A 23,331-nucleotide genomic window follows, 5' to 3' on the forward strand; every position below is an offset into this window, starting at 1 on the left:
TGAACAGGCGATCATTCTGACCCTGATTGCGCTCATCATGCTGGTCACCGCCATCGCGACGATTCATCTGATCGGCGTGGTATGGCATCTGGTCGTCTATGTCGGAATCGATCCGATCAACCAGACGATCTTCCAGGCGATTTTTGGCGCGATCTTTACTGTTATCATCGCCCTTGAGTTCAAACACTCCCTGCTGGTCGTTCTTGCCCAGCATGAGAACGTCATCCGGGTGCGGACCATCGTCCTGATCGCCCTCCTGGCGATTGCCCGCAAATTCATCCTGCTGGATCTGCATGACGTGACTGCCATGGAACTATTCGCTCTCTCGGCGGCTGTTCTGGCGCTGGGTGTCGTCTACTGGCTGGTCCGCGAGCAGGATGCGCGTGTCGCGCGCGATGCCAGGGAACAGGCGCATCTTGAAGATAATTCTGCGGCCCGCTGTGAGACTGAACGGTCTTCATCCTGAAAAACCGAAGTAAAGGCGGTCTATAACGCCGCCTTTACTTAATCCCCGCTACGTCCCGTGCGATGAGGACGTCTTCTTCCCCGTCTCTGGCCCTGACGGTGCCAGATGATCTGTGTCGATGGGCCTGAATGGCGGAATGGGTTGTCCGGGATAATAGACCGGCCCCTTGTAGTTCTGATCCAACTGGCTTGCGTTCAAGCTGTCGACCAGCATATCACCCGTGCCGTCTTCGTAATGAGTGCGAGCCCCGGTTTTGGGGATTGTGGACGTTCCCTCAGTCGCCCTTGCATCGAACGATGTTGCAGTCGTCCGGACAATATCACCAGCATGTGCGCCCGACTGGCTCAGTAGAGACAAGCCCAGAGCAGCGCACGACAGAGATATTTTCATCCTCTTCATGCTCATGACCCTTCGAGATTCCCCCCCCCCCGGCCGGATGAGTGGCCGGGGGAGAGTTTTCGTCACGCCATCAGGCTGCCTCTTTCCGCGCCTCGATCTGGGGCATGGCTTCCTCCGCACGTGCTGTAGAGGACGTAATCGCGATACGACGCGGCTTCATCGCTTCGGGTATCTCACGTTTCAGAGTAATGGACAGAAGTCCGTTCTCGAAGTGCGCATCGGTGACTTTCATATGCTCGGCCAGATCGAAGCGGCGTTCGAATTCTCTGCCCGCAATACCCCGATGGAGATATTCGGCGGCGCTTTGCGGCTCCTGTACCTTTCGTCCTGTCACGACAAGAGTATTGCGCTCCTGTGTGATCGTAAGGTCGGCCTCGGCAAGTCCGGCAACCGCCATGTCGATCCGATAATCATCGTCACCGGTCTTGACGATATCGTAAGGCGGCCAGTTATCGACCGTCGGAATCCGGCTGGCGAGATCAAGGGCATTGAGCATTCTGTCAAAGCCCACGCTCGAACGGAACAGGGGAGCAAAATCAACGGTGGCTCTCATAGCCATATCCTCCTTTGAGCAACATGGACACAAGATCAAAACTGATAGTTCTGTCTGCCGACCCCTTCGGCGGCCGGCAGATTCAATCTGGGCACTCCGTGCATGGTGTCAAGAGGTATCAAAAATGCAGAAAGGCAGGTTTGGGCGTCCTCTATCGTTCGCGTGTTTAGAGTGGACCAGAACAATGCCTGATAGCATAGGATGGAAGTTGCTGGCCGCGACCATGCTGAGTGCCGCTCCGGCGGAGGCCTGGTCGTGGCGCTCCCATGACGTATCTGTCCCATAAGGCTTCCTTCCACTCTCGTGAAAATACCACACCATCAAACCACGGGACTAAACAACTAGGTCGCTTTTTGATTCAGACAGTAAGGTTTAACCGACCCTTTGCAGCGGAACGGGCTGAACAGCCACAGATCCCGGAACGCTTTGGATCTGACGCTCCTGGTCCAGATAGCGCAGGCAACTGACCCGCAGAAAAGACGCCATATTGGGCAGCTCACCCCGAAGCTCCAGAATTTCATCCGAAAGCTTCGTGATGAGTTGGTTGACGGTCATGCCATCGGCTGCGGCAATTTCCGTCAAGACATCCCAGAACATGTTCTCCAGCCGGATCGTGGTGACGACACCATGGATCCGCAGGGACCGTGTCCGGCTTTCGTAAAAGATCGGGTCGGCGCGGACGTAGAGTTCACACATGGCGGGTCTTTCCCTGCGGATAACAATCAGGCTTCGATCTTCGTGCCCAGAACCTTAAGGAACTGGCCGATCCAGGCCGGGTGTGCTGGCCATGCTGGTGCTGTCACCAGCTTACCGTCCGTCACAGCCCCATCAATCGCAATCGCCTGATAGTCTGCGCCTGCAAGGATCATTTCAGCACGACAGGCGGGATAGGCAGAAACCTTGCGACCGGAAATGACATTGGCAGCAGCGAGAAGCTGCGGGCCATGGCAGACGGCAGCAATCGGCTTGTCAGCCGTCACAAAGGCCCGGATCAAGTCCAGCACGCTTTCATCGGTGCTGAGCTGTTCAGGCGCACGACCGCCCGGAATGACCAGCGCATCGTAATCATCTGCTTTCGTGTCTGCATAGGTGGCGTTGAGCGTGAAGTTGTGGCCACGCTTTTCGGTGTAGGTCTGATGGCCTTCGAAATCGTGGATGGCCGTCGCCACCTGCTCGCCAGCCTTCTTGCCCGGAGACACCACATCCACCTTGTGTCCAACCATCAGCAGCATCTGGAATGGCACCATGATTTCGTAATCTTCAACGAAATCACCTGCGAGCATGAGAATACGTTTACCAGCCATGAGATCATCCTGACGATCGAGGTTCAAAAGACGGACTCCTTCTTACCGTATGCAGAAGGACTGTGGGTAATAGGTGGTAACGACACGCAGTCCAGAGGGCGTCGGCGCGTCATGATACGCCTCATCGGGCGTGCGTCCAGCCAGTGCTGCGTGCGGACGCTGCCCGTTATAATGGGTGACCCATTTCGTGAGCCCCACTCGAAGTTCTGATCCGGTCTCAAAGGCGTGCAGGTAGACGCATTCGTATTTCAGCGACCGCCACAGACGCTCGATGAACACGTTATCCAGCCAGCGCCCACGTCCATCCATGCTGATGCGGATCTGACGCTCTTCCAGGAGCCCGGTAAAACGGGGCGTCGTGAATTGTGAGCCCTGGTCAGTATTGAAAATTTCCGGGGTGCCGTAGCGCATCAGCGCATCTTGTAGCGCCTCGATACAGAACTCCGCGTCCATCGTGTTCGACAGACGCCAGGACAGGACCTTGCGCGTGAACCAGTCCATGATCGCCACGAGATAGAGAAATCCCCGTTTCATGGGGATATATGTGATGTCGGAACACCAGACCTGGTTGGGTCGGTCGATGACCAGATCCCGCAGCAGATACGGATATTTCCGATGCTCCGGATGCGACACTGTCGTGCGCGGCTTCTGGTAGATCGCCCGCAGACCCATAATCGCCATGAGCCGCCGGACCCGCTTGCGCCCCACTTCATGTCCCAGGCGGCGCAGATGGAGGGTTCGAAAAACCTTCTGGATTTGAGGGTTCCTCTGTGATTCCATCTCTCCTGCGTTGATTGGGGATGATGGCAGATGAAGCAGCCTGGTTTCTTTGATGTTGAAGAGCGGCTGGCCCGGTTAAGCGGGCTTGGCGATCAGCTTGAGGCATTTTCCCGGACTGTGGATTTTGAGGTGTTCCGCCCTGATCTGGAGAAGGCTCTGGCCTATTCAGATGGGAGCAAAGGTGGACGACCGCCGTTTGATCCCGTGTTGATGTTCAAGATTCTGGTGATCCAGACGCTGAACAATCTGTCCGACGAGCGAACGGAATATTTGATCAACGACCGGCTGTCCTTCATGCGTTTCCTCGGTCTGGGACTGTCGGACCGGGTACCTGATGCCAAAACGGTCTGGCTGTTCCGTGAGCGTCTGGCCCAGGCGGGAGCTATTGAAAGACTGTTTGACCGGTTTGATGCCACTCTGCGGACCGCCGGTTATCTGCCAAGGTCCGGCCAGATCCTGGATGCGACATTGGTAGCCGCCCCAAAGCAGCGCAATACGAACGCTGAGAAAGCTGACCTCCGGGCAGGGCGTATTCCTGAAGATTGGCAGGACAAACCCGCAAAGCTGTCGCATAAGGACCGTCATGCGCGCTGGACACTGAAGTTTACCAAAGCGAAGCGGCAGGATGACGGGACGATCCCAGCCACGGACCTCGCCATTCCGTTCTTTGGCTACAAGTCCCATGTTTCCATCGACCGGAAGTTCCGGTTCATCCGGAAATGGAAGACAACGGATGCTGCTGCCAGTGATGGTGCCAGACTGCGCGAGGGCCTTCTGGATAAAACCAATACGGCCTCAAGCGTCTGGGCTGATACAGCGTATCGCTCGAAAGCCAATGAGGACTTCATGGACAAGCAGGGCTTTGTCTCGAAGGTTCACAGGAAAAAGCCGCATCTCAAACCTATGCCCCGGCATATCCAGAAATCGAATGCTGGAAAGTCGGTGGTCCGATCTCGTGTCGAGCATGTCTTTGCCGATCAGAAATCGCAAATGGGTCTGTTCGTCCGAACTGTCGGTATCACCCGGGCCACCATGAGGATCGGCCTTGCCAATATCGTCTATAATATGCGCCGCTTCCTTTTCCTCGAAAGATTGAACGCGAGCGCGTAGTCCTCCCACTGGCGATGGACCGTGATCTGCTCAAAACGCAGAGCGAAAGTCACCCCGGAAACCCTCAATCAAAGCGCTAAAAAACTAAAATCATCAGACAAGCGCATCAACAAACAGTTCTTCGATCCCTCCACGTTTCCGGCCGGTCATGGCGACAGCTCTGGTCGCCAGTCTTGGTTTCATTCCCATGGCAGTCTCAACCAGTGCCGGCGCCGAAGTTGAACGCCCTCTGGCTACGGTCGTTATTGGTGGTCTGATCTCCTCGACACTCCTTACCCTGCTTGTGCTGCCCTCTCTCTACGCGCGTATCATGAAAAATCGCATTGCATGAAAATCCTGATTATCGAAGACGAACCTGCACTGGGCTCGGCAGTAAGAGACCGTGTGCGCCAGGCCGGACACGTCGTCGACTGGTTCAAGACCCTGACCGATGCCCGTGCAGCCCTGATCGCCTCTTCTTATGATTTCCTGCTTCTGGATCTTGGTCTTCCAGACGGTAATGGTCGGGCCCTGCTGCGGGAAATCCGGCGGGACTGTTCATCTCTGGCCATCCTGATCACGACAGCTCAGGATCAGGTCAGTGACAGGATCGCGGGGCTGTCAGAAGGCGCGGATGATTATATTGTCAAACCTTATGATCTCGACGAACTCGTCGCCCGTATTGACGCTGTTGCCAGACGTTATGCGGCCCTGCCAGACAATGTGGTCATGATTGGTACTATCAGGATCGACCTCGCGCGCCGTCAGCTTGAACGCGATGGACAGACAGTCGATCTGTCTGCGCGTGAATGGGCTATTGTCGAACTTCTTGCGCGCCGGCCTGGAGCAGTCTGCAGTCGTGAGCAGATTGAAGACGCCCTTTATGGTCTCAGTGACGATGTGGAAAGCAACGCCATTGAAGTTTTCGTCAGCAGGATAAGGAAGAAAACCGGACCGGGTCTGATCATGACGGTCAGGGGGAGAGGCTATTGTCTCGCGGAGAACACGTCCCGATGAAGCGCTGGAGTCTGGCGTCCCGTATCGTGTCCGGAACACTGATCATCGTGCTTGGTGCCCTGGTGCTTCTCAGTATTCTTGTTGCGGCCTTTACCCGCTATGAAGTTACGGAGCGTCTTGACAACTCGTTACAGGAAGTGGCCGAGCGTCTGGAGTTTGTCATCAGTGAACTGGACAGAACCGACAGGGCTTCTGCCACCCCAGGTGGTCAGATCGCGCAACTCCCCGGGGTGAACCGGCGAACGTTGGCCTACCAGATCACCACACCGGACGGTCGCCTTGAGGTCAGGTCACAGAATGCGCCGGAGACGCTATTCGTACCACGTCTGAAGTCAGGATTTTACAACATCTCATTATTCAGAGTGTATGTCGTACCATCAGCGTCTGGTCGCCATTACATTCTGGTGGGTGAGCCGACTTTTCACAGAAATGAAGCTGTCAGGCGGGCTATTCTGATTTCAGTTCTGCCAATGGTAATATTTTTCCCGGCGATCTGGATTTTGGTCCGCTGGCGTGTCCGTCGCGCCATGCGTCCTCTGACCAGCCTTCAGCAGGAAATCAGGAGCCGGGGAGGATCGAATCTGGCACCCGTTCCCCCATTGGATCTCCCCGAAGAACTGGTGTCCATTCACTCGGCCGTCAATCTCCTGCTTGAACGTCTGAAAATGGCGCTTTCGACAGAGCGCGCTTTTGCGGCCAACGCGGCCCATGAGTTGCGTAATCCAGTAGGAGCGCTTCTTGCACAGGTTCAGGTTCTCAGGAATTTTCTTGTAGGGTCGGACTATGAAGAGCGTGCAACGATCATCATGCAGCAGGCCCGCAGAATTGGCCGGATGATGGAAAAGCTGCTTCAGCTTTCACGAGCGACATCAGGGATCGCACTCACCGGGAGCATGTTCGATCTGGTGCCTGTCATTCGATTTCTGGCAGAAGAACTTGAGCGGGAAAAAAACCAGACGATTGAATTTTCTGGAGCATCTCATCTCATGATCCGGGGCGATATGGATGCAACAGGTATCCTGTTTCGCAATCTTCTCGAAAACGCCGTTCTTCATGGTTCATCTGTGCAAGCCGTCAGTGTGATCATCACGCAAGATCATAAAGTCCTGATCTGCAATGATTGCGAAACGCTGCCATCTGAAGTTTTGCGGGATATGGAAAAGCCTTTCGTCAGAGGAGAGACCGATGCCGAAGGCAGCGGCCTCGGCATGGCGATTGCGCGACAGATAGCTCAGCAGCTGCATGCAGACATGGTGGTGAGTTCGCCTATACCTGGAACGGACAGAGGCGTCCTGGTGACAGTTCGATTGCAGGTCAGTTAGATCAAAGATTACGTCTGAACGGACCAGGAACTCTGACGCTCTATCCATCAAATCCTGGGACTAAACACATCGAACTGTTCCGCCATTTCCCGGCTCACAGCTTTTCAGGCAGGCAGTGTTCTGATCTGCGCTCGCTGTAGCGATCGACAAGGTAGTCGGCCCGGTCCCGCAATAGCCATGTGAACTTCATCAGTTCCTCCATGACATCCACCATGCGGTCATAGAGGGGAGACGGTTTCATCCGGTCGTCGTCACCGAACTGGGTATAGGCCATCGGCACACTGGACTGGTTGGGGATGGTGAACATCCGCATCCACCGGCCCAGCACCCGAAGGGCATTGACGGAATTGAAGCTCTGCGATCCACCCGAAACCTGCATGACGGCCAGCGTGCGGCCCTGCGTCGGGCGGATCGAGCCTTCGGACAATGGCAGCCAGTCGATCTGGTTCTTGAACACGGCAGTGATGTTGCCGTGCCGTTCGGGGCTACACCAGACCTGGCCTTCCGACCAGATCGAGAGTTCCCGCAGTTCCTGCACTTTCGGATGGGTCGCGGGCACGGAATCCGCTACCGGCAGGTCGGTCGGGTCGAACACCCGTGTCTCGGCGCCGAGGACTTTCAGAATGCGCTCTGCCTCCAGCACCAGCAGGCGACTGAACGAGCGGGGACGCAAAGAGCCATAGAGCAGAAGGATGCGCGGCGGATGATCCACACGCGGTTGCGGTTCCAGCCGCGCGAGATCGACCCGCTCGAGATACTCCGGATGCAAGGCTGGCAGCTCAGGTTCGGTCATATATATATATCGGTCCTGTCGTGTATTACGGGTGACTGATCCGGGGCAGCCATAGGGCCAACGCCGCGAGTGTTGCCAGCAGGACGAGCGGCGTAATCGCCAGTCCGACCTTCATATACTGCCCCCATGTGACCCGATGGTTCTTGGATGCCAGCACATGCAGCCACAGTAGTGTTGCGAGACTACCAATCGGCGTGAATTTCGGCCCGAGGTCGCAGCCGATGACGTTGGCATAGATCATCAGGTCGCGTGTCAGCGGCGTGATGTCACGGGCCTGCTGGATCGCCAGCGCCCCGACCAGCACACTCGGCATGTTGTTCATGATTGACGACAGAACAGCCGCCAGAAAGCCGGTGCCGATCGTGGCGATGAACGGTCCCTGATGGCCAAGCCAGACCAGTGCCGCCGCAAGGTGATCGGTCAGCCCGGCATTGCGCAGCCCGTAGACCACCAGATACATCCCCAGCGAGAAGATCACGATCTGCCACGGCGCGCCCCGGAGCACCCGGCGGATGGGAATGACCCGTCCATATCCGGCGACTGCCAGCAGGATGCCGGCAGCCAGGCAGGCCACGATACAGACCGAAATATGAAATGGCGCGGTCAGGAAATAAGCTGCCAGAATCAGGGCCAGCAGCGGAAAAGCCGCGCGGAACACAAGGTGGTCACGAATAGCCGAGACAGGTGCTGGCAGTTCAGAGACGGGGTAGGTCTGGGGCACCTGCCGCTGGTAATAGAGCCACAGGACGGCAAGTGTCGCGCCAAGGGCAGCCAGATCGACGGGGACCATGATCGCGGCGTAGCGGTCAAAGGGAATGTCGAAAAAATTGGCGCTGACGATGTTCACCAGATTGGAAATCACCAGCGGCAGGCTGGTGGTATCCGCGACAAAGCCGGTCGCGATGATGAAGGCCAGCGCCGCGCCATGGTTCAGACGGAGTTGTGTGAGGATGGCAATGACGATGGGCGTGAGCAGCAGGGCCGCACCGTCATTGGCGAACACGGCCGCGATGGCCGCCCCCAGTAGCACGATGAGGGGAAACAGCGTCCGGCCTCGCCCTTTGCCCCAGCGCACCACATGCAGGGCCGCCCAATGGAAGAACCCGGCCCCATCCAGAAGCAGCGAGATGATGATCAGCGCGACAAAGGTGAAGGTGGCGTCCCAGACGATGTGCCAGACGACAGGAATATCGTGCCAGTGGATGACATCGGTCGCCAGTGCCACGGCGGCACCGGCCATCGCACTCCAGCCGATGCCGAGACCCCGTGGCTGCCAGATGACGAAGACCAGCGTTGCAATGAAAATGGCGAGGGCCAGCATCAGACGATCCGCTTTCCGGCCTCATCCACGATCTTCTCGCCGTCCTCCCTGGCGAATGCGCCGCGCTGTGGGGAGGGAAGAATATCCAGCACCGTTTCGGACGGACGGCAGAGCGCAACACCGAGTGGCGTTGCGGCGATGGGCCGGTTGATCAGGATCGGGTGTGCGATCATGGCGTCGATCAGCGTATCATCGCTCAGGGCCGGGTTGTCGAGGCCGAGTTCGTGAAAGGGCGTGCCCTTTTCCCGCAGGATCGCGCGCACCGGAACCCCCATACGGGCGATCAGATCGACCAGTTCCGCGCGGCTGGGTGGCGTTTTCAGATATTCGATGATCCTGGGCTCCTCGCCGCTATTGCGGATCAGTGCCAGCACGTTGCGCGACGTGCCGCAGGCCGGATTGTGGTAGATGGTGACGGTCATGGGCAGGAGGCCGGGCTCGGGCTGCAGGAAGACAGGTTCGCGATCAGGGGCGCGCAGAGTTCGGGGCTGCCCGCACAGCAGTCCCTGACGAGGAAAAGCATCAGGTCGCGCAGGCGCGGAAGACACGCACGATAGACGATCAGCCGGCTATGGCGCTGCGAGGTCAGCAGGCCAGCGCGCGTCAGGGTGGCGAGATGGGCCGATATGGTGTTCTGCGGGACATCGAGGTGCCGCGCGACGTCCCCGGCGGGCAGCCCGTCCGGTTCGTGGCGCACCAGCAGGCGGAAGATCTCCAGCCGCGTGGACTGGGACAGCGCGTTGAGGGCCGAGAGTGCGGATTCTGTATCCATAAATCGACGATCACGGATATATGGGATGAAGTCAAGACTACCCAGGACATGCCTCGTTCAGAGCTTGGAACGCGGCTTCACACGCCGAACAGGCGGCCGATCCCGCCCGTGACGATCATTGCCACAATACCCCAGAACGTCACACGCAGTGCTGGGCGCAGAGGCGCTGCGCCGCCGGCAATCGCGCCAACGACCCCCAGAACAGCGAGAACCACGACGGACGTCAGGGACACGCCCCAGGACACCCACGCCACGGGCGTCAGAACCGCCGCCAGCACAGGCAGTAGTGCTCCGGATGAAAAGGCGGTTGCCGAGGCGAATGCCGCCTGTATGGGGCGTGCCGCCGTGGCTTCGGACAGACCCAGTTCATCCCTTGCATGGGCACCGAGCGCATCATGCTTCATGAGGGCAACGGCGACCTTGCGCGAGAGGTCTTTATCCAGCCCTCTCTTCTGATAAATCCCGGCCAGTTCGGTGACTTCGCCCTCCCAGTCCGTGACCAGTTCCTGTTTCTCGCGGGCGATGTCGGCGTGTTCGGAATCGGCCTGGGAACTGACCGAGACATACTCGCCCGCCGCCATGGACAGGGCGCCCGCGACAAGCGCGGACAGTCCCGCGACGAGAATGCTGCCGCGTGTCGCATGAGAACTGGCAACGCCGACGATGAGGCTGCCGGTCGACAGCGTTCCGTCATTGGCGCCGAGAACAGCCGCACGCAGCCATCCCAGTTTCTCGACGGCATGACGTTCGGCCAAAGGATGGAGACGCGACATAAGATGACCTGCTGCTTCTGGTGAATACAAATAAAGGTTAAGATGCATCATTTGCCGCGACAACAGATATTTCATTCTGATATTGCGAGTTATTTTCAATATTATTTATGTTTTAGGAAAATCTGTTCTGTTCAGAATCCTGTCAGGTAAGCATGATACGGAAGTGGATTCAGGGTTCTTTTTTGCCGAGACGTATATGCCTTATTCAACGCCGGACATCACAGATAGCCTGCTGCGTTACGACAGGCCGACGATCATCCTTCACTGGATGACGGCCTTTCTGGTGCTGCTTCAGTTTGCTCTTGGCGAAACCTGGAACTGGCCAACAAAACCCGTCCATCATCTGATGGTGGTCGCGCATCTGACAGCCGGCATCCTGCTGACCGCAATTATGGTGTTCCGCATTGTCTGGCGTCTGACGAAAGGCCGGCATCTGTCGGACCTTCTCGTGCCTGTGGACCGGGTATTCGCCCTTGGAGCAGAGTACACGCTCTATGTGCTGCTTCTGGCGGAAATCTTGCTGGGCTATCTCTGGCGATGGGGTGCCGGGCAGACGATGAGTTTTTTCGGCCTCCTGATTCCATCCCCGTTCGCGCGGTTCCCGGCGGAAACCGTGACGTGGTTTCAGACGCTACATTACTGGAACGCCTGGTTGATTATGGGTCTTGCGACAGGCCATGGCGCGGCGGCGCTTTTTCATCAGTTTGTCCTGAAAGACAAAGTGCTTGGACGCATGCTGCCGCGGGGTTCCTCACTCAGTCAGTGATTGCGATCGGGAACCTATCTGATTTTCATGATTGGGCAGCATCGTGATGCTGGATTGCCAACAACGTCAGCTTTTTTCGGCTTCCGTTGTACAACAGATGTTCCGCTGTCCCCCCCATAGCGGCCATTTTAATAAGCGTATCGGGACTTATGTTTTCTCAGCGAGCCGCGGAAAGCAGATCACTCACCAACGACGGCCGCTTCTCCAACATCGCCAGCAAAACCTGGGCTGGTCCGGTTGGCTGACGACGGCCATGCTCCCAGTTCAGAAGGGTCCCCTTGGCGACCCCGATACTTCTGGCAAACTGTGCCTGAGAGAGTCCGGTCCGGGTTCTGATGGCCGCTACGTCAACCGACGGAACGCGGACCTGGTGGGTCACGCTGTCCTCGACCGGAGCTTCCGCATAGGCGAGAGCCTCATTCAGCCCCTGCAGAATGCTGTCATAAGCGCTCATGATGGTTCTCCGTATTTCGCAACAAGCGTCTTGCTCAAGTCTACCAGGGCGGCCTGTTCAGATCGCGTCAGATTGTCTTTCTCGTTTTTGGCAAAAACGGTCAGCAGGAACAGAGGCATCTGTCTTCCGCCAAAAACGTAGAGAGTTCTGTACCCTCCCCTCTTCCCACCACCCTCGCGGGAAAAGCGGACCTTTCGCAGACCGCCACCTAAAGAAATGCCAGAATCTGGCATCGCAGCGAGCATGTCGATCAGAGCCGTCCGGTCGTCGTCTGACATCAGGGCTTTTGCCCGCTTTATGAATTCAGGCAGTTCGACAACGGTCTGCAGCTTTGACATTCACAAAAATCTATACGTCATTGGCTCATACGTCAACGGCGTATAGTTCGGAGACATGAAGGGCGTGATGGGCATTTAGACAAACAGCCGTTCAGAAACCTCAAGGAATACCAAAAATCCGCAGTTTTCCGCCATAAAATCTATGTCCATTTTTTTACTTTATCGGACATAGGGGGTGAAGCACAAAAAAGACCCACAAAGGTCTTTTCGAGGCGTGTTCCAATGATGCTCATGCAAGGACAAAGTCTGCTCCCGGAAAGACAGCCTGATCGTCTCTGGCCCTCTTTGCGAGAGACATTTCAACTCACGCAGGCTTGGAACCGTTTCTCTGTGTTGCGGCTGACTTGGGGGGGGAACAGACTGTCCGCTTTGGATGCCCCGGACAATGTTTCCCGTCGTTTATTCAACTAAGTGTGACGGATACTGTGCGCACGAGACGGTCATTAGAGCTTATTGTCGGCGTAACGGAAAGCAGCCGTGAAGTGTTAGAAAGAATGCTTTTTCAATACCCCACGAATAGAAAAATAGGTGGTATTGTACTGAATAAGAAACTCTCCCCTTGGTCTACTTGACAAAAACCAGATCGGAATCACAATAAATTATGGCCCTTAAGACGTTCCCCATAGAAAGACAAAGAAAACTGGAAGAAAAGCTAGTGCGACGCTTGGTTGAGGGGACTGCTGCTTGGCTAACCTTTAAACAAGCAACTTCGGCGAGAACTCTATACAGCGAGCATTTTTTATATCCTCCGTTGTTCGAAATCGGTTTTGGCCGAGGTTGGAAGGCAGTTGCTCAGGTGCCCGTAACGAAAGCAACACCTAGGGCGGGGGCACCCAAGACACTCGATTTTGTATTTTTTAAGAATTCAAAGAGCAGCACAGCGGCTGTAATGATAGAGGTTAAATTTCTAAGAGGTACCAATACCTCCCAAGAACTTGCTGCATTATACTATGATTTCAAAAAACTTAGGGACGTATCTATCGAGAAAATTGATAACGCCACATTAAATACACTCGAATGCGCGCCAGGAAAGTGGCAAATTATTGTTGCTCAACGCGATGTATATGAAAAGATTTTGAAATCAAACTCGGTGAGGCGCGAAGATGTAGCTTCCATGTTGAGGCGTGCACGTGAGGGAACGCTAACGTCGGCATATAAATCAGTTATAGAAACGAAGCTAAAGAAAGAATTTCATTGGCATGTATTTGCGATCGGCGAAGATGATTGGCCGAAATAGATATTGCGCTCATAAAGCAATCGCGGCTCAGTAACACCACGTTTAGTGCTAAAATACGTCTCTGAATAATTAAACGCAACGATCTATTCGGATTCAAGGGCGATGGAATGCCTAGGCGTTGCACATTCTACTCCAATGCCATGTCTACTTTTGTATTTATGCACTGAAAGCAAACCCTCCTCTTCCACTCCAACTCGATCGCGAGAGATCGCGCTGCTCATGTCTGCTATGCAGCAAGCCGTTCATAGGCACATACGCCCGACATGAAGGCGACTGCCGCCTGTCTGTTCTGGTTCTCTTGAGCAGACAGGCGAATTAGGAGGGGTAAGCAGAAGGTCTGCTATCCGCCCGCAGAACGCAAAAGCGGACATCGCCTTTCTCACATCAGGACGAGGCGATGCGCTCCAACTGGAGCGGATTCATATAATCCCGGATCAACGTCACCTTGCCGGCACGTCTTGTGATGAACCAGACATAGCTGATGTCTCGGGGAGCGCCATCCGAGATCCTGTGATGGTGGCCTGTGGCTTCCACGATCAGTTCATCGCCCACTTCACGCACGTGCACATCGCTGAGCGAGCCGAAGCGAATGAACGTCGGGAGACGCTGCATGTATGCAGCGATAGCATCCCGTCCCGTCAAACGGGTCGGAGAGCCGTCCGGAGCAAATGGAAACTCATGCACGGCATCTGCATCATAAATCGACATCCAGCCGTCGATATCGCCACGTTCAAGCGCTTCAAATGCTGTTTCGAGCCAGTCAGGAAGGACAGATGTTGGTGACATGCAGTGCTCTCCGGCATAAATTAAAGACTATGAGTTCAGAGGCTTTACCTATAACGGACCGAGAGTCCGAAATGCAACATAAAAATCGGGGGCGGCCGCCCGTCGCCCTTGAAGGCATGCTGGCAGCCGCAGATATGCTGTTCGCTCAAAGTAAGCTGCCGGGTTCAGTGACGATGGACGCTATCGCCGCAGCCGCATCTGTCGGGAAAGGAACCTTATTTCGAGCATTTGGTAACCGGGACGGCCTTCTGGACGCGCTGTGGGCCACAAAGCTCGCCATTCTTAAAGAAAGAGTGACGACCGGTGTCCCACCATTTGACGGAAGCGCTACCCCCCTGGACCGCCTTATTGCATTTCTCGATGCCATCTTGATGTTTAAGATTGCGAACAGGCATCTGATCCATGCCCGAGAAGCCACCGGGGGATTACTGCAATCTCCGCATTATCGATGGATGCACGCGAAGACGAAAAACTTCATTATGGAGGCATCAAATCAGGTTGATGAAGATTATGCGATCTATAGTGCCCACGCCTTACTGTCTGCGCTGCATATTGATCTTATCGATGAAATGCTGGCTCAAGGTCTGTCTGTTGAGACAATTCGGCGACTTCAGGCTGCCCGAGGAAAAGGCGTCATCCGTATTGTGTAAGAAGCTGCCACTGGCGGCCTGTTTTGGAACTCTCTAGGAAAATCGACAGCTAAGCCGGGAGGACAGGCTATCGGCTTGGAAGGGCGAAGATCCGTAAGCTGACGTCCTACAGCCGACGAAAGTTTTTTTCAGTACCGCCTGAGGTGCCAGGACTGCCCAAGCCGCCGACAGCCCTCACATGCTTTCTCAGGCGACGGGTTTTACAGGAGGGTTTACCCTGGCGTCCAGGCCCCCGGTAATGAGGTCCTTGATCCGGGGATCGTCAAGCACGGTGTAGGGGTAGCTGCGCGGGGTCGCGCTCACTTCGTCAAGGCGCGCTACCTGCTCGGATGACAGCGCCAACTTGGTGGCGGCCAGATTGCTTTCGAGTTGGGCAAGTGTGCGAGGGCCGATAATCGGAAACGAGCCCTTGGCGGCTACCCAGGCAATGGCGACTTCTCCTGGCGTCACGTCCATCTCTGCCGCGACCTGAAACAGACGGTCAATAATGGCCGTGCGTTGTGGCGTATTTTCAGGCTGGAAGCCGGCACCGGCCCAGGCCTCGTTGCGCCGCTCTGTAGCATCTTCTGCCCGATATTTCCCGGTCAGGACACCGCCACCGAGCGGCGAGAAGGCCACCACACCGAGGCCAAGCGCCCGGGCGGCAGGAATCAATTCATCCTCGGTTGCGCGCTGCACGAGGCTGTGTTCGACTTGGATACCCGCAATTGGAACAGCGCCGCGAATCTCCGCGATCGTTGCAGCTCTTGCCACGCGCCATGCTGGGAAATTTGACAGCCCGGCATAGAGGATCTTGCCAGCACGTACGAGGTCATCGAACCCCCGCACAATTTCTTCAAGCGGCGTAACACCATCCGAAACATGCGCCCAGTAAATGTCGATGCGGTCGGTCTTGAGCCGCTTCAGGCTTGCATCGACGGATGACACCATAGCCTGACGACTATTGCCGGTTTCGAGGATGCCGGACGTCGCATTGGTTTTTACTGAGTATTTTGTGGACAGAACGAATTCGTTGCGTCGTCCCGCAAGCAGGTTTCCCAGAAATTCCTCGGACTGTCCTTCCTGATAACCGTTGGCAGTATCGATGAAATTCCCACCCGCCTCAGCATAAGTGTCCAGAATGCGGCGCGCTTCGTCCGGCTCCGCACCATGTCCACCCCAGGCGCGGCCAAAATTCGCGGTCCCGAGCAGAAGCTCAGAAACCCTCAGGCCGGTGTGTTCGCCCAAAAGTTTGTATCGCATATTAACTGACATTCTCATGCCCTTCCGCGAGCAATTACGCTACAAGTGGTTCACTGGCCCAGATAAACGGACCACTGAACCACTTGTCAAGCGGAACCCATGCGAGCTGACGCCCGAAAAAATTACGACCGCCTTCTCATGAGCGCACGTGAGGCCATCGCAGAAGATGGTGTAAACGTCTCCATGCGAGACATTGCCCGTCGAGCGGGGGTCGGGTTCGCCACACTGTTGCGTCATTTCCCGACCCGGGAAACCTTGTTTGAGGCTCTGCTGCGAGCAGCTCTCGATGAACTTACCGGGACAGCAGAGAGGCTCGAGAAATCCGCTTCGCCTTCGAACGCCCTACTCTCGTGGCTCAGCGATGCCGTGAGATTTATGGGAGCCTACAATGGTGTCGTCAGCATGATGTCCATTGCCCTGGAAGACGAGAATTCCGCCCTCCATATCTCCTGCACCAACCTGCGGTCGGCAGGCGCTCGGCTCCTTGCTCGTGCTCAAGCCGAAGGAACGGCGCGCAAGGATATCGATGGGACGGATTTATTTGGGCTGATTGGTGCTCTTGGGTGGCTGGGAGAGCAGCCTTCATTTGCGGCACGCAACAGCCGATTTTTCGATGTCATCACAACGGCTATCATGACACCGAAAGCCAGCGGGCGAACCAAACAGATTACGTGATGAGGCAAGGACAGCCGCTCGACCTCCCTGCGTCTCCTGCGTAGGGTTTCATCGACTCTAGTCGGGGAAACGACAACCTTGCCACCCCACTGGACGAATCAAGGCGGTGATAAGCTTGTGAAGGCCGCATCATAGCCCATCCAACGCTCTTCTAGCTTTCCCGCTGAACCTTTGTTTCAGAAACCGCTGTGCAAGGATCGCAGCTATCGACCCGGCCAAGCGGTTTTCTCAGCTGCGATCCAGTGCCTTGCACCTTCGGCTCGTGCCGAACAGCACGAGCGGCACAGCCGCCAGGTTGATAGCAGCTACCGCCAACCAGATCGCACCGGGCCATTGTTGATGCACCGTGAAGTAGAACGCCGTGAAGCCAAGTGGCGCGATGATCGATGCAAGGCTCACCGTCGAGGCGAGCAGGCCCTGCAACTGCCCTTGGCGGTCATTGTCCACGGCCCGGGTGGCGAGAGCCTGAAGGGCTGGCGTGCCGATGCTGCCCAACGCGAACACAGGCATGATCAGGAACACCATCCACCCGCGGGAGGCGAGCGCCAAGCCGGCCAAAGCGACACAGGAACAGGCGAGACCGGTCAATATCGCTTTGCGCTCGCCCAGTCGCTTCGTTGCCCGTCCAGGCAGCACGGCTTGAACCAGTGTCTGCCAAACGCCGAACGCGCCTAACGACAAGCCAATCCAGAAGCCGTTCCAGCGGAAAGCGTCATAGCCCCACAGAGCCCAGCAGACGCCGTAAGCCTCGCCCGCGCCGCTCAGTGCAAAATAGACGAGCACGAAAGGCAGAAGCCTCGGCATCGAAAACAGCCAGCGCAGGGGGGCCAAAGGGTTAAGGGCACTCGGATCGAATCGGGCCATTGATCGGGGATGTGACTCAGGCAGGGTGACGAACGCGAGCAGCAGGTTGGCGGCATTGAGTAGGGCCGCTGCGAGGAAAGGCAGGCGCACCCAGTGCTCGCCGAGTACTCCGCCCAGGACCGGGCCGACGATGAAACCGGCGCCGAACATTGCGCTCATCATGCCGAACCGGCGAGGACGTAACTCTTCTGGCGTAATGTCCGTGACGTAGGCCGTAGCGACCGATACGTTGGCGCTCGTTAGCCCCGCTACGGCCCTCCCGAGCAGCAGCATCCAGAGCTCGAAGGCAAACCCCATTACGACGTAGTTGGCTGCCGCCCCTGCCAATGAGACGAGCAGGATTGGTCGCCGTCCCAACCGGTCGCTCAACGCGCCCAGAACAGGCGCGAAGACGAATTGCATCGCTGCGTAAAGGGATGCGAGCCACCCGACGTAGGCAGCGACATCGCCCGTGTGCGTCACATCCTGAATAAGCCGTGGCAGGATCGGAAAGATGACCCCGATCCCCGCAGCGTCAAGCGCGACCGTGGCATAGATGACGGTGAGCGAGTGTCGCGTTGCGCGCTGATCAGTCGACACGAACGACCAGCTTGCCCGTGACGCTTCCGGATTGGCTTGTTTCCTGTGCCTGCCGGACCTGATCGAGAGAGAAAGTCTTTTCGATGTGCAGCGTGAATGCGCCGGTTGCGCAGAGCTGCGCCATCGTGGTGAACAGCCGCGCAGGATCGACGGGCGGCCCGTGTGAAAACTTCGCGCCATATTCCTCGGCCGAGAAGTCGGCGACCGAGAGGACATGAGAAGCGTCGCCGACGATGGTGATCAGTTCCGGGATGATTCCAGAACCGGCAACGTCGATGGCGGCGTCTATCCCAAACGGTGCTAGCGCGCGAACACGCTCGGCAAGACCTTCGCCATAGGTGGTGGGGATCGCGCCGAGGCTGGCAAGATACTCCTGCTTGCCCGCGCTCGCCGTGCCGATCACGGTGATGCCGCGCAGTCCCGCGAGCTGAAGGATGGCCGTGCCGACACCGCCCGCGGCGCCACTCACCAGCAGGGTTTGATTCTCCTGGATGCCGACCTGATCGAGCGCGCGCGTCGCGGTGTCAGAGATGACGGGGAGACCCGCCGCAACTTCGAAGGAGATCACGTCCGGTTTCCGCGCCCAATGCGTCATAATCGCCTGTTCAGCCATCATGGCATTGCCGAAACCAAACACGGCATCGCCGATCGCTACGTCTGTGACGCCTGGACCGACTTCGGTCACGATTCCTGATCCCTCCACGCCGAGGCCGGCAGGAAAGTCGATCTCCTCGAACGCACGATATTGCCCCTCGCGCCGCTTCCAGTCCGAAGGGTTCACGCCAGCGGCATGGACCTTGATCCGGATTTCGCCTGATCCGGGGCGAGGTATATCGACCTCGACCAGGCGCAGTACGTTCGGGCCACCATATTCATTGAACTCGACTGCCTTCATCTTCACGCTCCATCTACCACAGCATTCCAGGCTGCGGATGAGGCCATCAGCCGAAGGCTGCTGGCGAGAGTTTTGGAGACGCTGGCCGGATCATCAGATGATCGACGTGTGCTTGGCTGCCTTATACACGCCGCGTGGCGCTGGCAGCCGCTTTTCGCGACAACTGATATCTAGCAGCGTCGGGCGGATGCAGCAATGTCCGGTACAGGTCTGTAGGGCTTCAGGAACCAGCTTGTCAGATCGCGGTTTATGCGTGCGATGAACGAAAGGCGGCGGTTTGGACTACGCCGCTTTTCCGTGACCGTTGTCTGCCAGACGGGCCACAAAAAGCCGTCTATAAATTTACATAGTCATCTTATTCCGGATCGGTATGGTTATCTGAACGCTCAATAATATGTCGGCTATTCGGAAATTTACCGTAGGAGCACAATGTCCGAGATGAGAGGCGTAAGCAGCAGGTCCGCTTACGCCCTCTTCTCGGACATTCGAGACCGTAGGGTGCTTTTCCGAAAGCGGACCTCGTCAGTGAGCAAGAACTTTCCGACAAACCGTATATACCGTTTCGCGAAGCCAGCGGTGGGCAGGATCGGCGTCGAGCCTGGGATGCCATATAGCGGAAACGACGATTTCAGGTGTCTTCACGGGAAGCTGGAATGGTCTCAGACGCAAGATTTCTGCAGGATCATTGGAGAGGTTCGTGAGACACGACCGCGGCACATGCGTCACCAGATCCGATTGGCGCACGATCTCGAGCGCATCCGGAAATCCGGGCACGATGACCGACACGGTGCGCTGGTACCCCAGTTGCTCTAGCGCGTCATCAACCGGTCCCCGGAACGTCCCTCGTCGCGAGGTCACGACATGGTGGCACGCGGCGTAGCGCGCCACGCTGATATCCCCGTCCAGGAAAAGAGGATGGCCGATGCGTGCCACACCAACGAACATATCCCGGAACAGGAGCCGACTTCGGATTTCCGGAGCAGACACACCCCTGACACCGATTTCCAGATCGATCCGTCCTTCTCGCAGCGGCAACGCATCCTTGTCTGGCTTGGGCGCAAACCGCAGACGAACGCGTGGTGCCTCTTTCATGATGGCCGTCACCAGAGGTGCTGCGACGACATTCAGAAAGCCTTCATTGGCACGAAGGACGAATGTCCGATCCAGCGCTTTCAAATCCACTTCCCGATGCTGCGGACGCAAAACGGCCTGCACGTCACGGGTCAGGACATGGACGCGATCACGAATATCCGTCCCATAGGGCGTGGGCACGAGATGCCGCCCCGCCCGCACCAGCAACGGATCGCCGGTGGCCGAGCGGAGCCGCGTCAGCGTGCGGCTCATGGCGGACGGACTGAGCCCAAGCCGACGGGCCGCGCCGGTCACGCTGGCCTCGTCGAGCAGCACGTCCAGCGCCCTCAGAAGATTGAGATCCATGTTCTCCATGCGATGAGCCTATCGACAATGATCGGCAACAGATAGCGTCGTACGCAATGATATATTGATCCGGATGCGTCTGGCGCCCTCTCGGGTTCCGCACCTATTTTCGATGAAGTGAAAACAGGCATCTCCCGTCGTGGCGGGGGCCTGCGAAAAGGAGCCATTCCATGAAGCTAATCGGTATCGAAGAGCATTTTCTGACACCCGAGGTGAAGGACGCCTGGTCCGCCATCGGTCTTGAAGCCGCCGATCCGAGCGTCGCGTTTCACGGGGGCCCGCTTGAAAAGCGGCTGGCTGATCTCGCCGAAAACCGGTTGGCACTCATGGACGAAACAGGGCTGGACGTACAGGTCTTGTCACTCACCACGCCGTCACTGCACGACCTCGGACCCAACAGTATCGATCTGGCGCGCCGCGTGAACGATGCCATAGCGGAGGCGGTCGCCCGCCATCCGGATCGCTTTCAGGCGCTGGCGACGCTGCCTGTTGCGATGCCCGACGAAGCCGCCCTGGAACTCGAACGCTGCGTCAGGGAACTCGGCTTCAAGGGAACGATGCTGTGCGGGCGCGTGGGTCATCACAATCTGGACCACGCCGACCTGCTCCCGATCTTCCAGAGTGCTACGGCCTTGAAGGCGACAATCCTGCTTCATCCGAGAGCACCGGAAAAGGCGGTCCGGGATGCCTACTATTCCGGGTTCAGCCCGCAGGTGGACGCCGCGTTTTCCTGTTTTGGTCTCGGCTGGCATTATGACGCTGGCATCCAGTTCCTGCGTCTGGTGCTGGCAGGCCATTTCGACCGCTTTCCTGACCTACAGGTTATTCTGGGTCACTGGGGCGAACTGGTCATGTTCTATGCCGAGCGTATCGCTAACATGGATCGCGTTTCCGGGTTGAACCATCCCATGGCGACGTATTTCCGCCGCAACCTGTATGTCACGGCGAGCGGCATCTTCCTGCCGCATTATCTGAAACAGGCAGAACGGATCGTCGGTCGTGACCGCCTGCTGTTCTCCACCGACTATCCTTATCAATATCGCCCCGGCGGCGACGCGCGAGGTTTTCTCGAAAACTGCGGTTTGGATGGGGCCGACAGGCAGGCATTTGCGCATGGAAACTGGGAGCGGCTGACAGAAAATTTGCCCCGCGAGTTCCCAACAGCCGGCACGTCGGCTATGACAGCAGTCGCCTTTTAATTGATATTTGGTTCGGAAAATCTGTTTTCCGACAGCCGCCACCGCTCACCGAAAACGTCAGCTGTCTGTCGATCGGGTTAGGTCCTCCCAATCAGAATTTTTTCTTTCCAGACGAAAGATACGTTCACGAACCAGACACAGAGCTTCGCTCCCCAGGAGGAGTTACTGTGGAGGGAACATTCGACGCAACAAGCTGAATCACTGCGGCGGCGCGTTTCGCCGGATATCCCAGTTGCGTACCATCCATCTCGTGTCGTGCAGCCTGTCTCGAGCGGAGTGTCGTAGTTCGCGATCGAACGCTCGATCCTGACGATCGAACGTCCGGACCAGTATCTGCACGGAATGACACGGGACACAGCGCCGTGATATGAACTCCCGCGTCAGAGAAGGCGACATTTTTGGTCACTCATAATCCCGACGCAGAAAGGTCCGACCAATCATTTGGGTAATGACCTGAAGTCTGTAGGAACACGCATTCGATGGCACAAATGCGTTTATCTTTGCCCAAGTCGGTGACCGGGTGGAAAGCCGTGGGACCACGCTTGTGTTTAGTCCCGTAGTTTGATGGTGTGATATTTTCACGAGAGTGGAAGGAAGCCTTATGGGACAGATACGTCATGGGAGCGCCACGACCACGCACGCCGTGCGAGCAGCAATACAGCGATCGCAGGCTTCGCTCGCGGCGCTGAGCGAGGAGTCCGGAATCAACCCGAAAACAGTGGCGGAAGCGTCAGACGGTTGAGGATCAGAAAACCGGTCCCAGGGAGCTGCGATCAACGGTCCTGTCCGAGACGGACGAAGCGATGATCGTGGCGTTTCGGCGCCATACATTATTGCTATCGCTGGATGACTGCCTTTATGTCCTGCAGGCCAGCATTCCCCAGCTAACACGCTCGGCCCTGCACCGCTGTCTTCAGCGTCACGGAATATCCCGACTTCCGGACATGGAGGGAGACAAGCCAAAACGACAATGCTTCAAACGCTATCCCATCGGCTTTTTTTACATCGATATTGCCGAAGTCCAGACCGCTGAAGGCAAGCTGCATCTCTTCGTTGCTATCGACCGGATCAGCAAATTCGCTGTCACATAACTGGTCGAAAAAGCCAATCGGAAGACGGCCTGGGAATTCCTCGAACATCTCCTGAGCCTCATTCCATACCGGATCCATACCATTCTGACCGATAACGGCATCCAGTTCGCTGAGCAGCCTCGTAATCGCAATACAGCCTGGTCGCGTCTCATGCGCTTCAACATGATCTGCGAAGCCCACGGGATCGAACACCGTCTGACAAAGCCCAATCATCCCTGGACGAACGGTCAGGTTGAACGGATGAACCGGACAATCAGGGAAGCAACCGTCAAGCGCTTCCATTACGACACCCATGAGCAACTGAGGACACACCTCAACGACTTCATGGCGGCTTATAACTTTGGGCGAAGGCTCAAGACACTCAGTGGGCTCACGCCTTACGAATATGTCTGCAAAATATTGACTTCAGAGCCAGAAAAATTCATCCTCAATCCAACCCATCAAACCACGGGACCAAGCACCTAAGGACGTCAAAATTTTCATAGAGGCCGGAGGCGGCTATAGTATTCCGCTGCCTTACGCTTCTGTT

Annotated in this window: 25 protein-coding genes and 3 pseudogenes; 11 read left to right on the plus strand and 17 right to left on the minus strand. The window is 56.8% G+C overall.

Annotation, left to right across the window (positions count from 1 at the left end; all coding sequences use genetic code 11):
* Window positions 1-466, plus strand: a 466-nt coding sequence (locus JK208_RS11970) for a phosphate-starvation-inducible PsiE family protein (RefSeq protein ID WP_249202135.1), incomplete at its 5' end; no start/stop codon positions are given.
* A gap of 48 nt (window positions 467-514) precedes the next feature.
* Here JK208_RS11970 and JK208_RS11975 read toward each other — a convergent pair.
* The 5 genes and pseudogenes from JK208_RS11975 to JK208_RS11995 all read right to left on the minus strand — a co-directional run.
* Window positions 515-856, minus strand: a complete 342-nt coding sequence (locus JK208_RS11975) for a hypothetical protein (RefSeq protein ID WP_143412438.1) — start codon at window positions 854-856, stop codon at window positions 515-517.
* A 79-nt stretch (window positions 857-935) separates the two neighbouring features.
* Window positions 936-1,418, minus strand: a complete 483-nt coding sequence (locus tag JK208_RS11980) for an Hsp20 family protein (RefSeq protein WP_099287331.1) — start codon at window positions 1,416-1,418, stop codon at window positions 936-938.
* Window positions 1,419-1,790: 372 nt separating this feature from the next.
* Window positions 1,791-2,114, minus strand: coding sequence for a ribbon-helix-helix domain-containing protein (locus JK208_RS11985; RefSeq protein WP_099287330.1), 324 nt, complete (start codon window positions 2,112-2,114; stop codon window positions 1,791-1,793).
* Between the two features lie 26 nt (window positions 2,115-2,140).
* Window positions 2,141-2,722, minus strand: coding sequence for a DJ-1/PfpI family protein (locus JK208_RS11990; RefSeq protein ID WP_058989288.1), 582 nt, complete (start codon window positions 2,720-2,722; stop codon window positions 2,141-2,143).
* Between the two features lie 42 nt (window positions 2,723-2,764).
* Window positions 2,765-3,460, minus strand: a pseudogene (locus tag JK208_RS11995) (IS3 family transposase); the annotation flags it as partial.
* Between the two features lie 72 nt (window positions 3,461-3,532).
* Between JK208_RS11995 and JK208_RS12000 the strand changes: the two are divergent.
* From JK208_RS12000 to JK208_RS12015, 4 genes and pseudogenes are all read left to right on the plus strand, one after another.
* Window positions 3,533-4,612, plus strand: coding sequence for an IS5 family transposase (locus tag JK208_RS12000; protein WP_099287329.1), 1,080 nt, complete (start codon window positions 3,533-3,535; stop codon window positions 4,610-4,612).
* Window positions 4,613-4,745: 133 nt separating this feature from the next.
* Window positions 4,746-4,943: pseudogene (locus tag JK208_RS12005) on the plus strand (efflux RND transporter permease subunit); the annotation flags it as partial.
* Window positions 4,940-5,608, plus strand: a complete 669-nt coding sequence (locus JK208_RS12010; RefSeq protein WP_062020857.1) for a response regulator transcription factor — start codon at window positions 4,940-4,942, stop codon at window positions 5,606-5,608. The pseudogene JK208_RS12005 and the gene JK208_RS12010, both read left to right, overlap by 4 nt.
* Window positions 5,605-6,930 carry a HAMP domain-containing sensor histidine kinase gene (locus JK208_RS12015; RefSeq protein ID WP_062020861.1) on the plus strand — a complete coding sequence of 442 codons (1,326 nt, stop codon included), beginning with the start codon at window positions 5,605-5,607 and terminating at the stop codon, window positions 6,928-6,930. The genes JK208_RS12010 and JK208_RS12015 overlap by 4 nt, the downstream gene beginning before the upstream one ends.
* 94 nt (window positions 6,931-7,024) lie before the next feature.
* Here the strand turns inward: JK208_RS12015 and arsH are convergent, their stop codons facing one another.
* The 5 genes from arsH to JK208_RS12040 all read right to left on the minus strand — a co-directional run bounded on the left by arsH (window position 7,025) and on the right by JK208_RS12040 (window position 10,589).
* Window positions 7,025-7,723 carry an arsenical resistance protein ArsH gene (gene arsH, locus JK208_RS12020; protein ID WP_061487227.1) on the minus strand — a complete coding sequence of 233 codons (699 nt, stop codon included), beginning with the start codon at window positions 7,721-7,723 and terminating at the stop codon, window positions 7,025-7,027.
* A 25-nt stretch (window positions 7,724-7,748) separates the two neighbouring features.
* Entirely contained in the window at window positions 7,749-9,044 is a 1,296-nt protein-coding gene (locus JK208_RS12025) for an arsenic transporter (protein WP_099287327.1), read from the minus strand.
* Window positions 9,044-9,466 (minus strand): arsenate reductase (glutaredoxin), encoded by a 423-nt coding sequence (arsC, locus tag JK208_RS12030; RefSeq protein WP_061487225.1) that lies wholly within the window; start codon window positions 9,464-9,466, stop codon window positions 9,044-9,046. Before arsC ends, JK208_RS12025 begins: the two co-directional genes overlap by 1 nt.
* Window positions 9,463-9,816, minus strand: a complete 354-nt coding sequence (locus JK208_RS12035; protein WP_003618728.1) for a helix-turn-helix transcriptional regulator — start codon at window positions 9,814-9,816, stop codon at window positions 9,463-9,465. Before JK208_RS12035 ends, arsC begins: the two co-directional genes overlap by 4 nt.
* A gap of 77 nt (window positions 9,817-9,893) precedes the next feature.
* Complete coding sequence (locus JK208_RS12040) at window positions 9,894-10,589, minus strand: VIT family protein (protein WP_035379753.1); 696 nt, start codon at window positions 10,587-10,589, stop codon at window positions 9,894-9,896.
* 196 nt (window positions 10,590-10,785) lie between these two features.
* Here JK208_RS12040 and JK208_RS12045 point away from each other — a divergent pair, with 196 nt between their 5' ends.
* On the plus strand, window positions 10,786-11,355 hold the full coding sequence (locus JK208_RS12045) for a cytochrome b (protein WP_061276397.1): 570 nt from the start codon (window positions 10,786-10,788) through the stop codon (window positions 11,353-11,355).
* Window positions 11,356-11,512: 157 nt separating this feature from the next.
* Here the strand turns inward: JK208_RS12045 and JK208_RS12050 are convergent, their stop codons facing one another.
* The gene (locus tag JK208_RS12050; protein WP_099287326.1) at window positions 11,513-11,809 is read right to left on the minus strand and encodes a DNA-binding transcriptional regulator; all 297 of its coding nucleotides are present in this window, start codon (window positions 11,807-11,809) and stop codon (window positions 11,513-11,515) included.
* Window positions 11,806-12,147: a type II toxin-antitoxin system RelE/ParE family toxin gene (locus JK208_RS12055; RefSeq protein ID WP_099287325.1), complete on the minus strand. Its 342-nt coding sequence runs from the start codon at window positions 12,145-12,147 to the stop codon at window positions 11,806-11,808. The genes JK208_RS12050 and JK208_RS12055 overlap by 4 nt, the downstream gene beginning before the upstream one ends.
* 601 nt (window positions 12,148-12,748) lie before the next feature.
* Here JK208_RS12055 and JK208_RS12060 point away from each other — a divergent pair.
* Window positions 12,749-13,384, plus strand: a complete 636-nt coding sequence (locus JK208_RS12060; protein WP_211576379.1) for a hypothetical protein — start codon at window positions 12,749-12,751, stop codon at window positions 13,382-13,384.
* Window positions 13,385-13,768: 384 nt separating this feature from the next.
* Here JK208_RS12060 and JK208_RS12065 read toward each other — a convergent pair whose 3' ends face one another.
* Window positions 13,769-14,170 carry a nuclear transport factor 2 family protein gene (locus tag JK208_RS12065; protein WP_211576380.1) on the minus strand — a complete coding sequence of 134 codons (402 nt, stop codon included), beginning with the start codon at window positions 14,168-14,170 and terminating at the stop codon, window positions 13,769-13,771.
* A 71-nt stretch (window positions 14,171-14,241) separates the two neighbouring features.
* On the opposite strand from JK208_RS12065, the gene JK208_RS12070 reads away from it, so the two are divergent.
* Window positions 14,242-14,820 (plus strand): TetR/AcrR family transcriptional regulator, encoded by a 579-nt coding sequence (locus JK208_RS12070; protein ID WP_249202136.1) that lies wholly within the window; start codon window positions 14,242-14,244, stop codon window positions 14,818-14,820.
* A 186-nt stretch (window positions 14,821-15,006) separates the two neighbouring features.
* Here JK208_RS12070 and JK208_RS12075 read toward each other — a convergent pair whose 3' ends face one another.
* On the minus strand, window positions 15,007-16,062 hold the full coding sequence (locus JK208_RS12075; RefSeq protein WP_211576381.1) for an aldo/keto reductase: 1,056 nt from the start codon (window positions 16,060-16,062) through the stop codon (window positions 15,007-15,009).
* A gap of 138 nt (window positions 16,063-16,200) precedes the next feature.
* Here JK208_RS12075 and JK208_RS12080 point away from each other — a divergent pair, with 138 nt between their 5' ends.
* Entirely contained in the window at window positions 16,201-16,737 is a 537-nt protein-coding gene (locus tag JK208_RS12080; protein WP_249202137.1) for a TetR/AcrR family transcriptional regulator, read from the plus strand.
* A 228-nt stretch (window positions 16,738-16,965) separates the two neighbouring features.
* Here JK208_RS12080 and JK208_RS12085 read toward each other — a convergent pair whose 3' ends face one another.
* The 3 genes from JK208_RS12085 to JK208_RS12095 form a co-directional block, all read right to left on the minus strand.
* Complete coding sequence (locus tag JK208_RS12085) at window positions 16,966-18,180, minus strand: TCR/Tet family MFS transporter (protein WP_211576383.1); 1,215 nt, start codon at window positions 18,178-18,180, stop codon at window positions 16,966-16,968.
* Window positions 18,170-19,075: an NADP-dependent oxidoreductase gene (locus JK208_RS12090; protein ID WP_211576384.1), complete on the minus strand. Its 906-nt coding sequence runs from the start codon at window positions 19,073-19,075 to the stop codon at window positions 18,170-18,172. Before JK208_RS12090 ends, JK208_RS12085 begins: the two co-directional genes overlap by 11 nt.
* A 522-nt stretch (window positions 19,076-19,597) precedes the next feature.
* Window positions 19,598-20,521, minus strand: coding sequence for a LysR family transcriptional regulator (locus JK208_RS12095; RefSeq protein WP_211576385.1), 924 nt, complete (start codon window positions 20,519-20,521; stop codon window positions 19,598-19,600).
* A 161-nt stretch (window positions 20,522-20,682) separates the two neighbouring features.
* On the opposite strand from JK208_RS12095, the gene JK208_RS12100 reads away from it, so the two are divergent.
* Together JK208_RS12100 and JK208_RS12105 are read left to right on the plus strand one after the other, a co-directional pair.
* Window positions 20,683-21,711: an amidohydrolase family protein gene (locus JK208_RS12100; protein ID WP_211576386.1), complete on the plus strand. Its 1,029-nt coding sequence runs from the start codon at window positions 20,683-20,685 to the stop codon at window positions 21,709-21,711.
* A gap of 601 nt (window positions 21,712-22,312) precedes the next feature.
* Window positions 22,313-23,267 (plus strand): annotated as a pseudogene (locus JK208_RS12105) (IS481 family transposase).
* The last annotated feature ends 64 nt before the right edge of the window (window positions 23,268-23,331 follow it).

The sequence above is a fragment of the Gluconobacter sp. Dm-74 genome, from assembly GCF_018256135.1.
GTDB lineage: Bacteria > Pseudomonadota > Alphaproteobacteria > Acetobacterales > Acetobacteraceae > Gluconobacter > Gluconobacter cadivus.

What these genes read in the sequence shown, in the direction of transcription:
- JK208_RS11975 (WP_143412438.1), bottom strand. Translation starts at nt 856, where the DNA reads ATGAAAATATCTCTGTCGTGCGCTGCTCTGGGCTTGTCTCTACTGAGC.
- JK208_RS11980 (WP_099287331.1), bottom strand. Translation starts at nt 1,418, where the DNA reads ATGAGAGCCACCGTTGATTTTGCTCCCCTGTTCCGTTCGAGCGTGGGC.
- JK208_RS11985 (WP_099287330.1), bottom strand. Translation starts at nt 2,114, where the DNA reads ATGTGTGAACTCTACGTCCGCGCCGACCCGATCTTTTACGAAAGCCGG.
- JK208_RS11990 (WP_058989288.1), bottom strand. Translation starts at nt 2,722, where the DNA reads ATGGCTGGTAAACGTATTCTCATGCTCGCAGGTGATTTCGTTGAAGAT.
- JK208_RS12000 (WP_099287329.1), top strand. Translation starts at nt 3,533, where the DNA reads ATGAAGCAGCCTGGTTTCTTTGATGTTGAAGAGCGGCTGGCCCGGTTA.
- JK208_RS12010 (WP_062020857.1), top strand. Translation starts at nt 4,940, where the DNA reads ATGAAAATCCTGATTATCGAAGACGAACCTGCACTGGGCTCGGCAGTA.
- JK208_RS12015 (WP_062020861.1), top strand. Translation starts at nt 5,605, where the DNA reads ATGAAGCGCTGGAGTCTGGCGTCCCGTATCGTGTCCGGAACACTGATC.
- arsH (WP_061487227.1), bottom strand. Translation starts at nt 7,723, where the DNA reads ATGACCGAACCTGAGCTGCCAGCCTTGCATCCGGAGTATCTCGAGCGG.
- JK208_RS12025 (WP_099287327.1), bottom strand. Translation starts at nt 9,044, where the DNA reads ATGCTGGCCCTCGCCATTTTCATTGCAACGCTGGTCTTCGTCATCTGG.
- arsC (WP_061487225.1), bottom strand. Translation starts at nt 9,466, where the DNA reads ATGACCGTCACCATCTACCACAATCCGGCCTGCGGCACGTCGCGCAAC.
- JK208_RS12035 (WP_003618728.1), bottom strand. Translation starts at nt 9,816, where the DNA reads ATGGATACAGAATCCGCACTCTCGGCCCTCAACGCGCTGTCCCAGTCC.
- JK208_RS12040 (WP_035379753.1), bottom strand. Translation starts at nt 10,589, where the DNA reads ATGTCGCGTCTCCATCCTTTGGCCGAACGTCATGCCGTCGAGAAACTG.
- JK208_RS12045 (WP_061276397.1), top strand. Translation starts at nt 10,786, where the DNA reads ATGCCTTATTCAACGCCGGACATCACAGATAGCCTGCTGCGTTACGAC.
- JK208_RS12050 (WP_099287326.1), bottom strand. Translation starts at nt 11,809, where the DNA reads ATGAGCGCTTATGACAGCATTCTGCAGGGGCTGAATGAGGCTCTCGCC.
- JK208_RS12055 (WP_099287325.1), bottom strand. Translation starts at nt 12,147, where the DNA reads ATGTCAAAGCTGCAGACCGTTGTCGAACTGCCTGAATTCATAAAGCGG.
- JK208_RS12060 (WP_211576379.1), top strand. Translation starts at nt 12,749, where the DNA reads ATGGCCCTTAAGACGTTCCCCATAGAAAGACAAAGAAAACTGGAAGAA.
- JK208_RS12065 (WP_211576380.1), bottom strand. Translation starts at nt 14,170, where the DNA reads ATGTCACCAACATCTGTCCTTCCTGACTGGCTCGAAACAGCATTTGAA.
- JK208_RS12070 (WP_249202136.1), top strand. Translation starts at nt 14,242, where the DNA reads ATGCAACATAAAAATCGGGGGCGGCCGCCCGTCGCCCTTGAAGGCATG.
- JK208_RS12075 (WP_211576381.1), bottom strand. Translation starts at nt 16,062, where the DNA reads ATGCGATACAAACTTTTGGGCGAACACACCGGCCTGAGGGTTTCTGAG.
- JK208_RS12080 (WP_249202137.1), top strand. Translation starts at nt 16,201, where the DNA reads ATGAGCGCACGTGAGGCCATCGCAGAAGATGGTGTAAACGTCTCCATG.
- JK208_RS12090 (WP_211576384.1), bottom strand. Translation starts at nt 19,075, where the DNA reads ATGAAGGCAGTCGAGTTCAATGAATATGGTGGCCCGAACGTACTGCGC.
- JK208_RS12095 (WP_211576385.1), bottom strand. Translation starts at nt 20,521, where the DNA reads ATGGAGAACATGGATCTCAATCTTCTGAGGGCGCTGGACGTGCTGCTC.
- JK208_RS12100 (WP_211576386.1), top strand. Translation starts at nt 20,683, where the DNA reads ATGAAGCTAATCGGTATCGAAGAGCATTTTCTGACACCCGAGGTGAAG.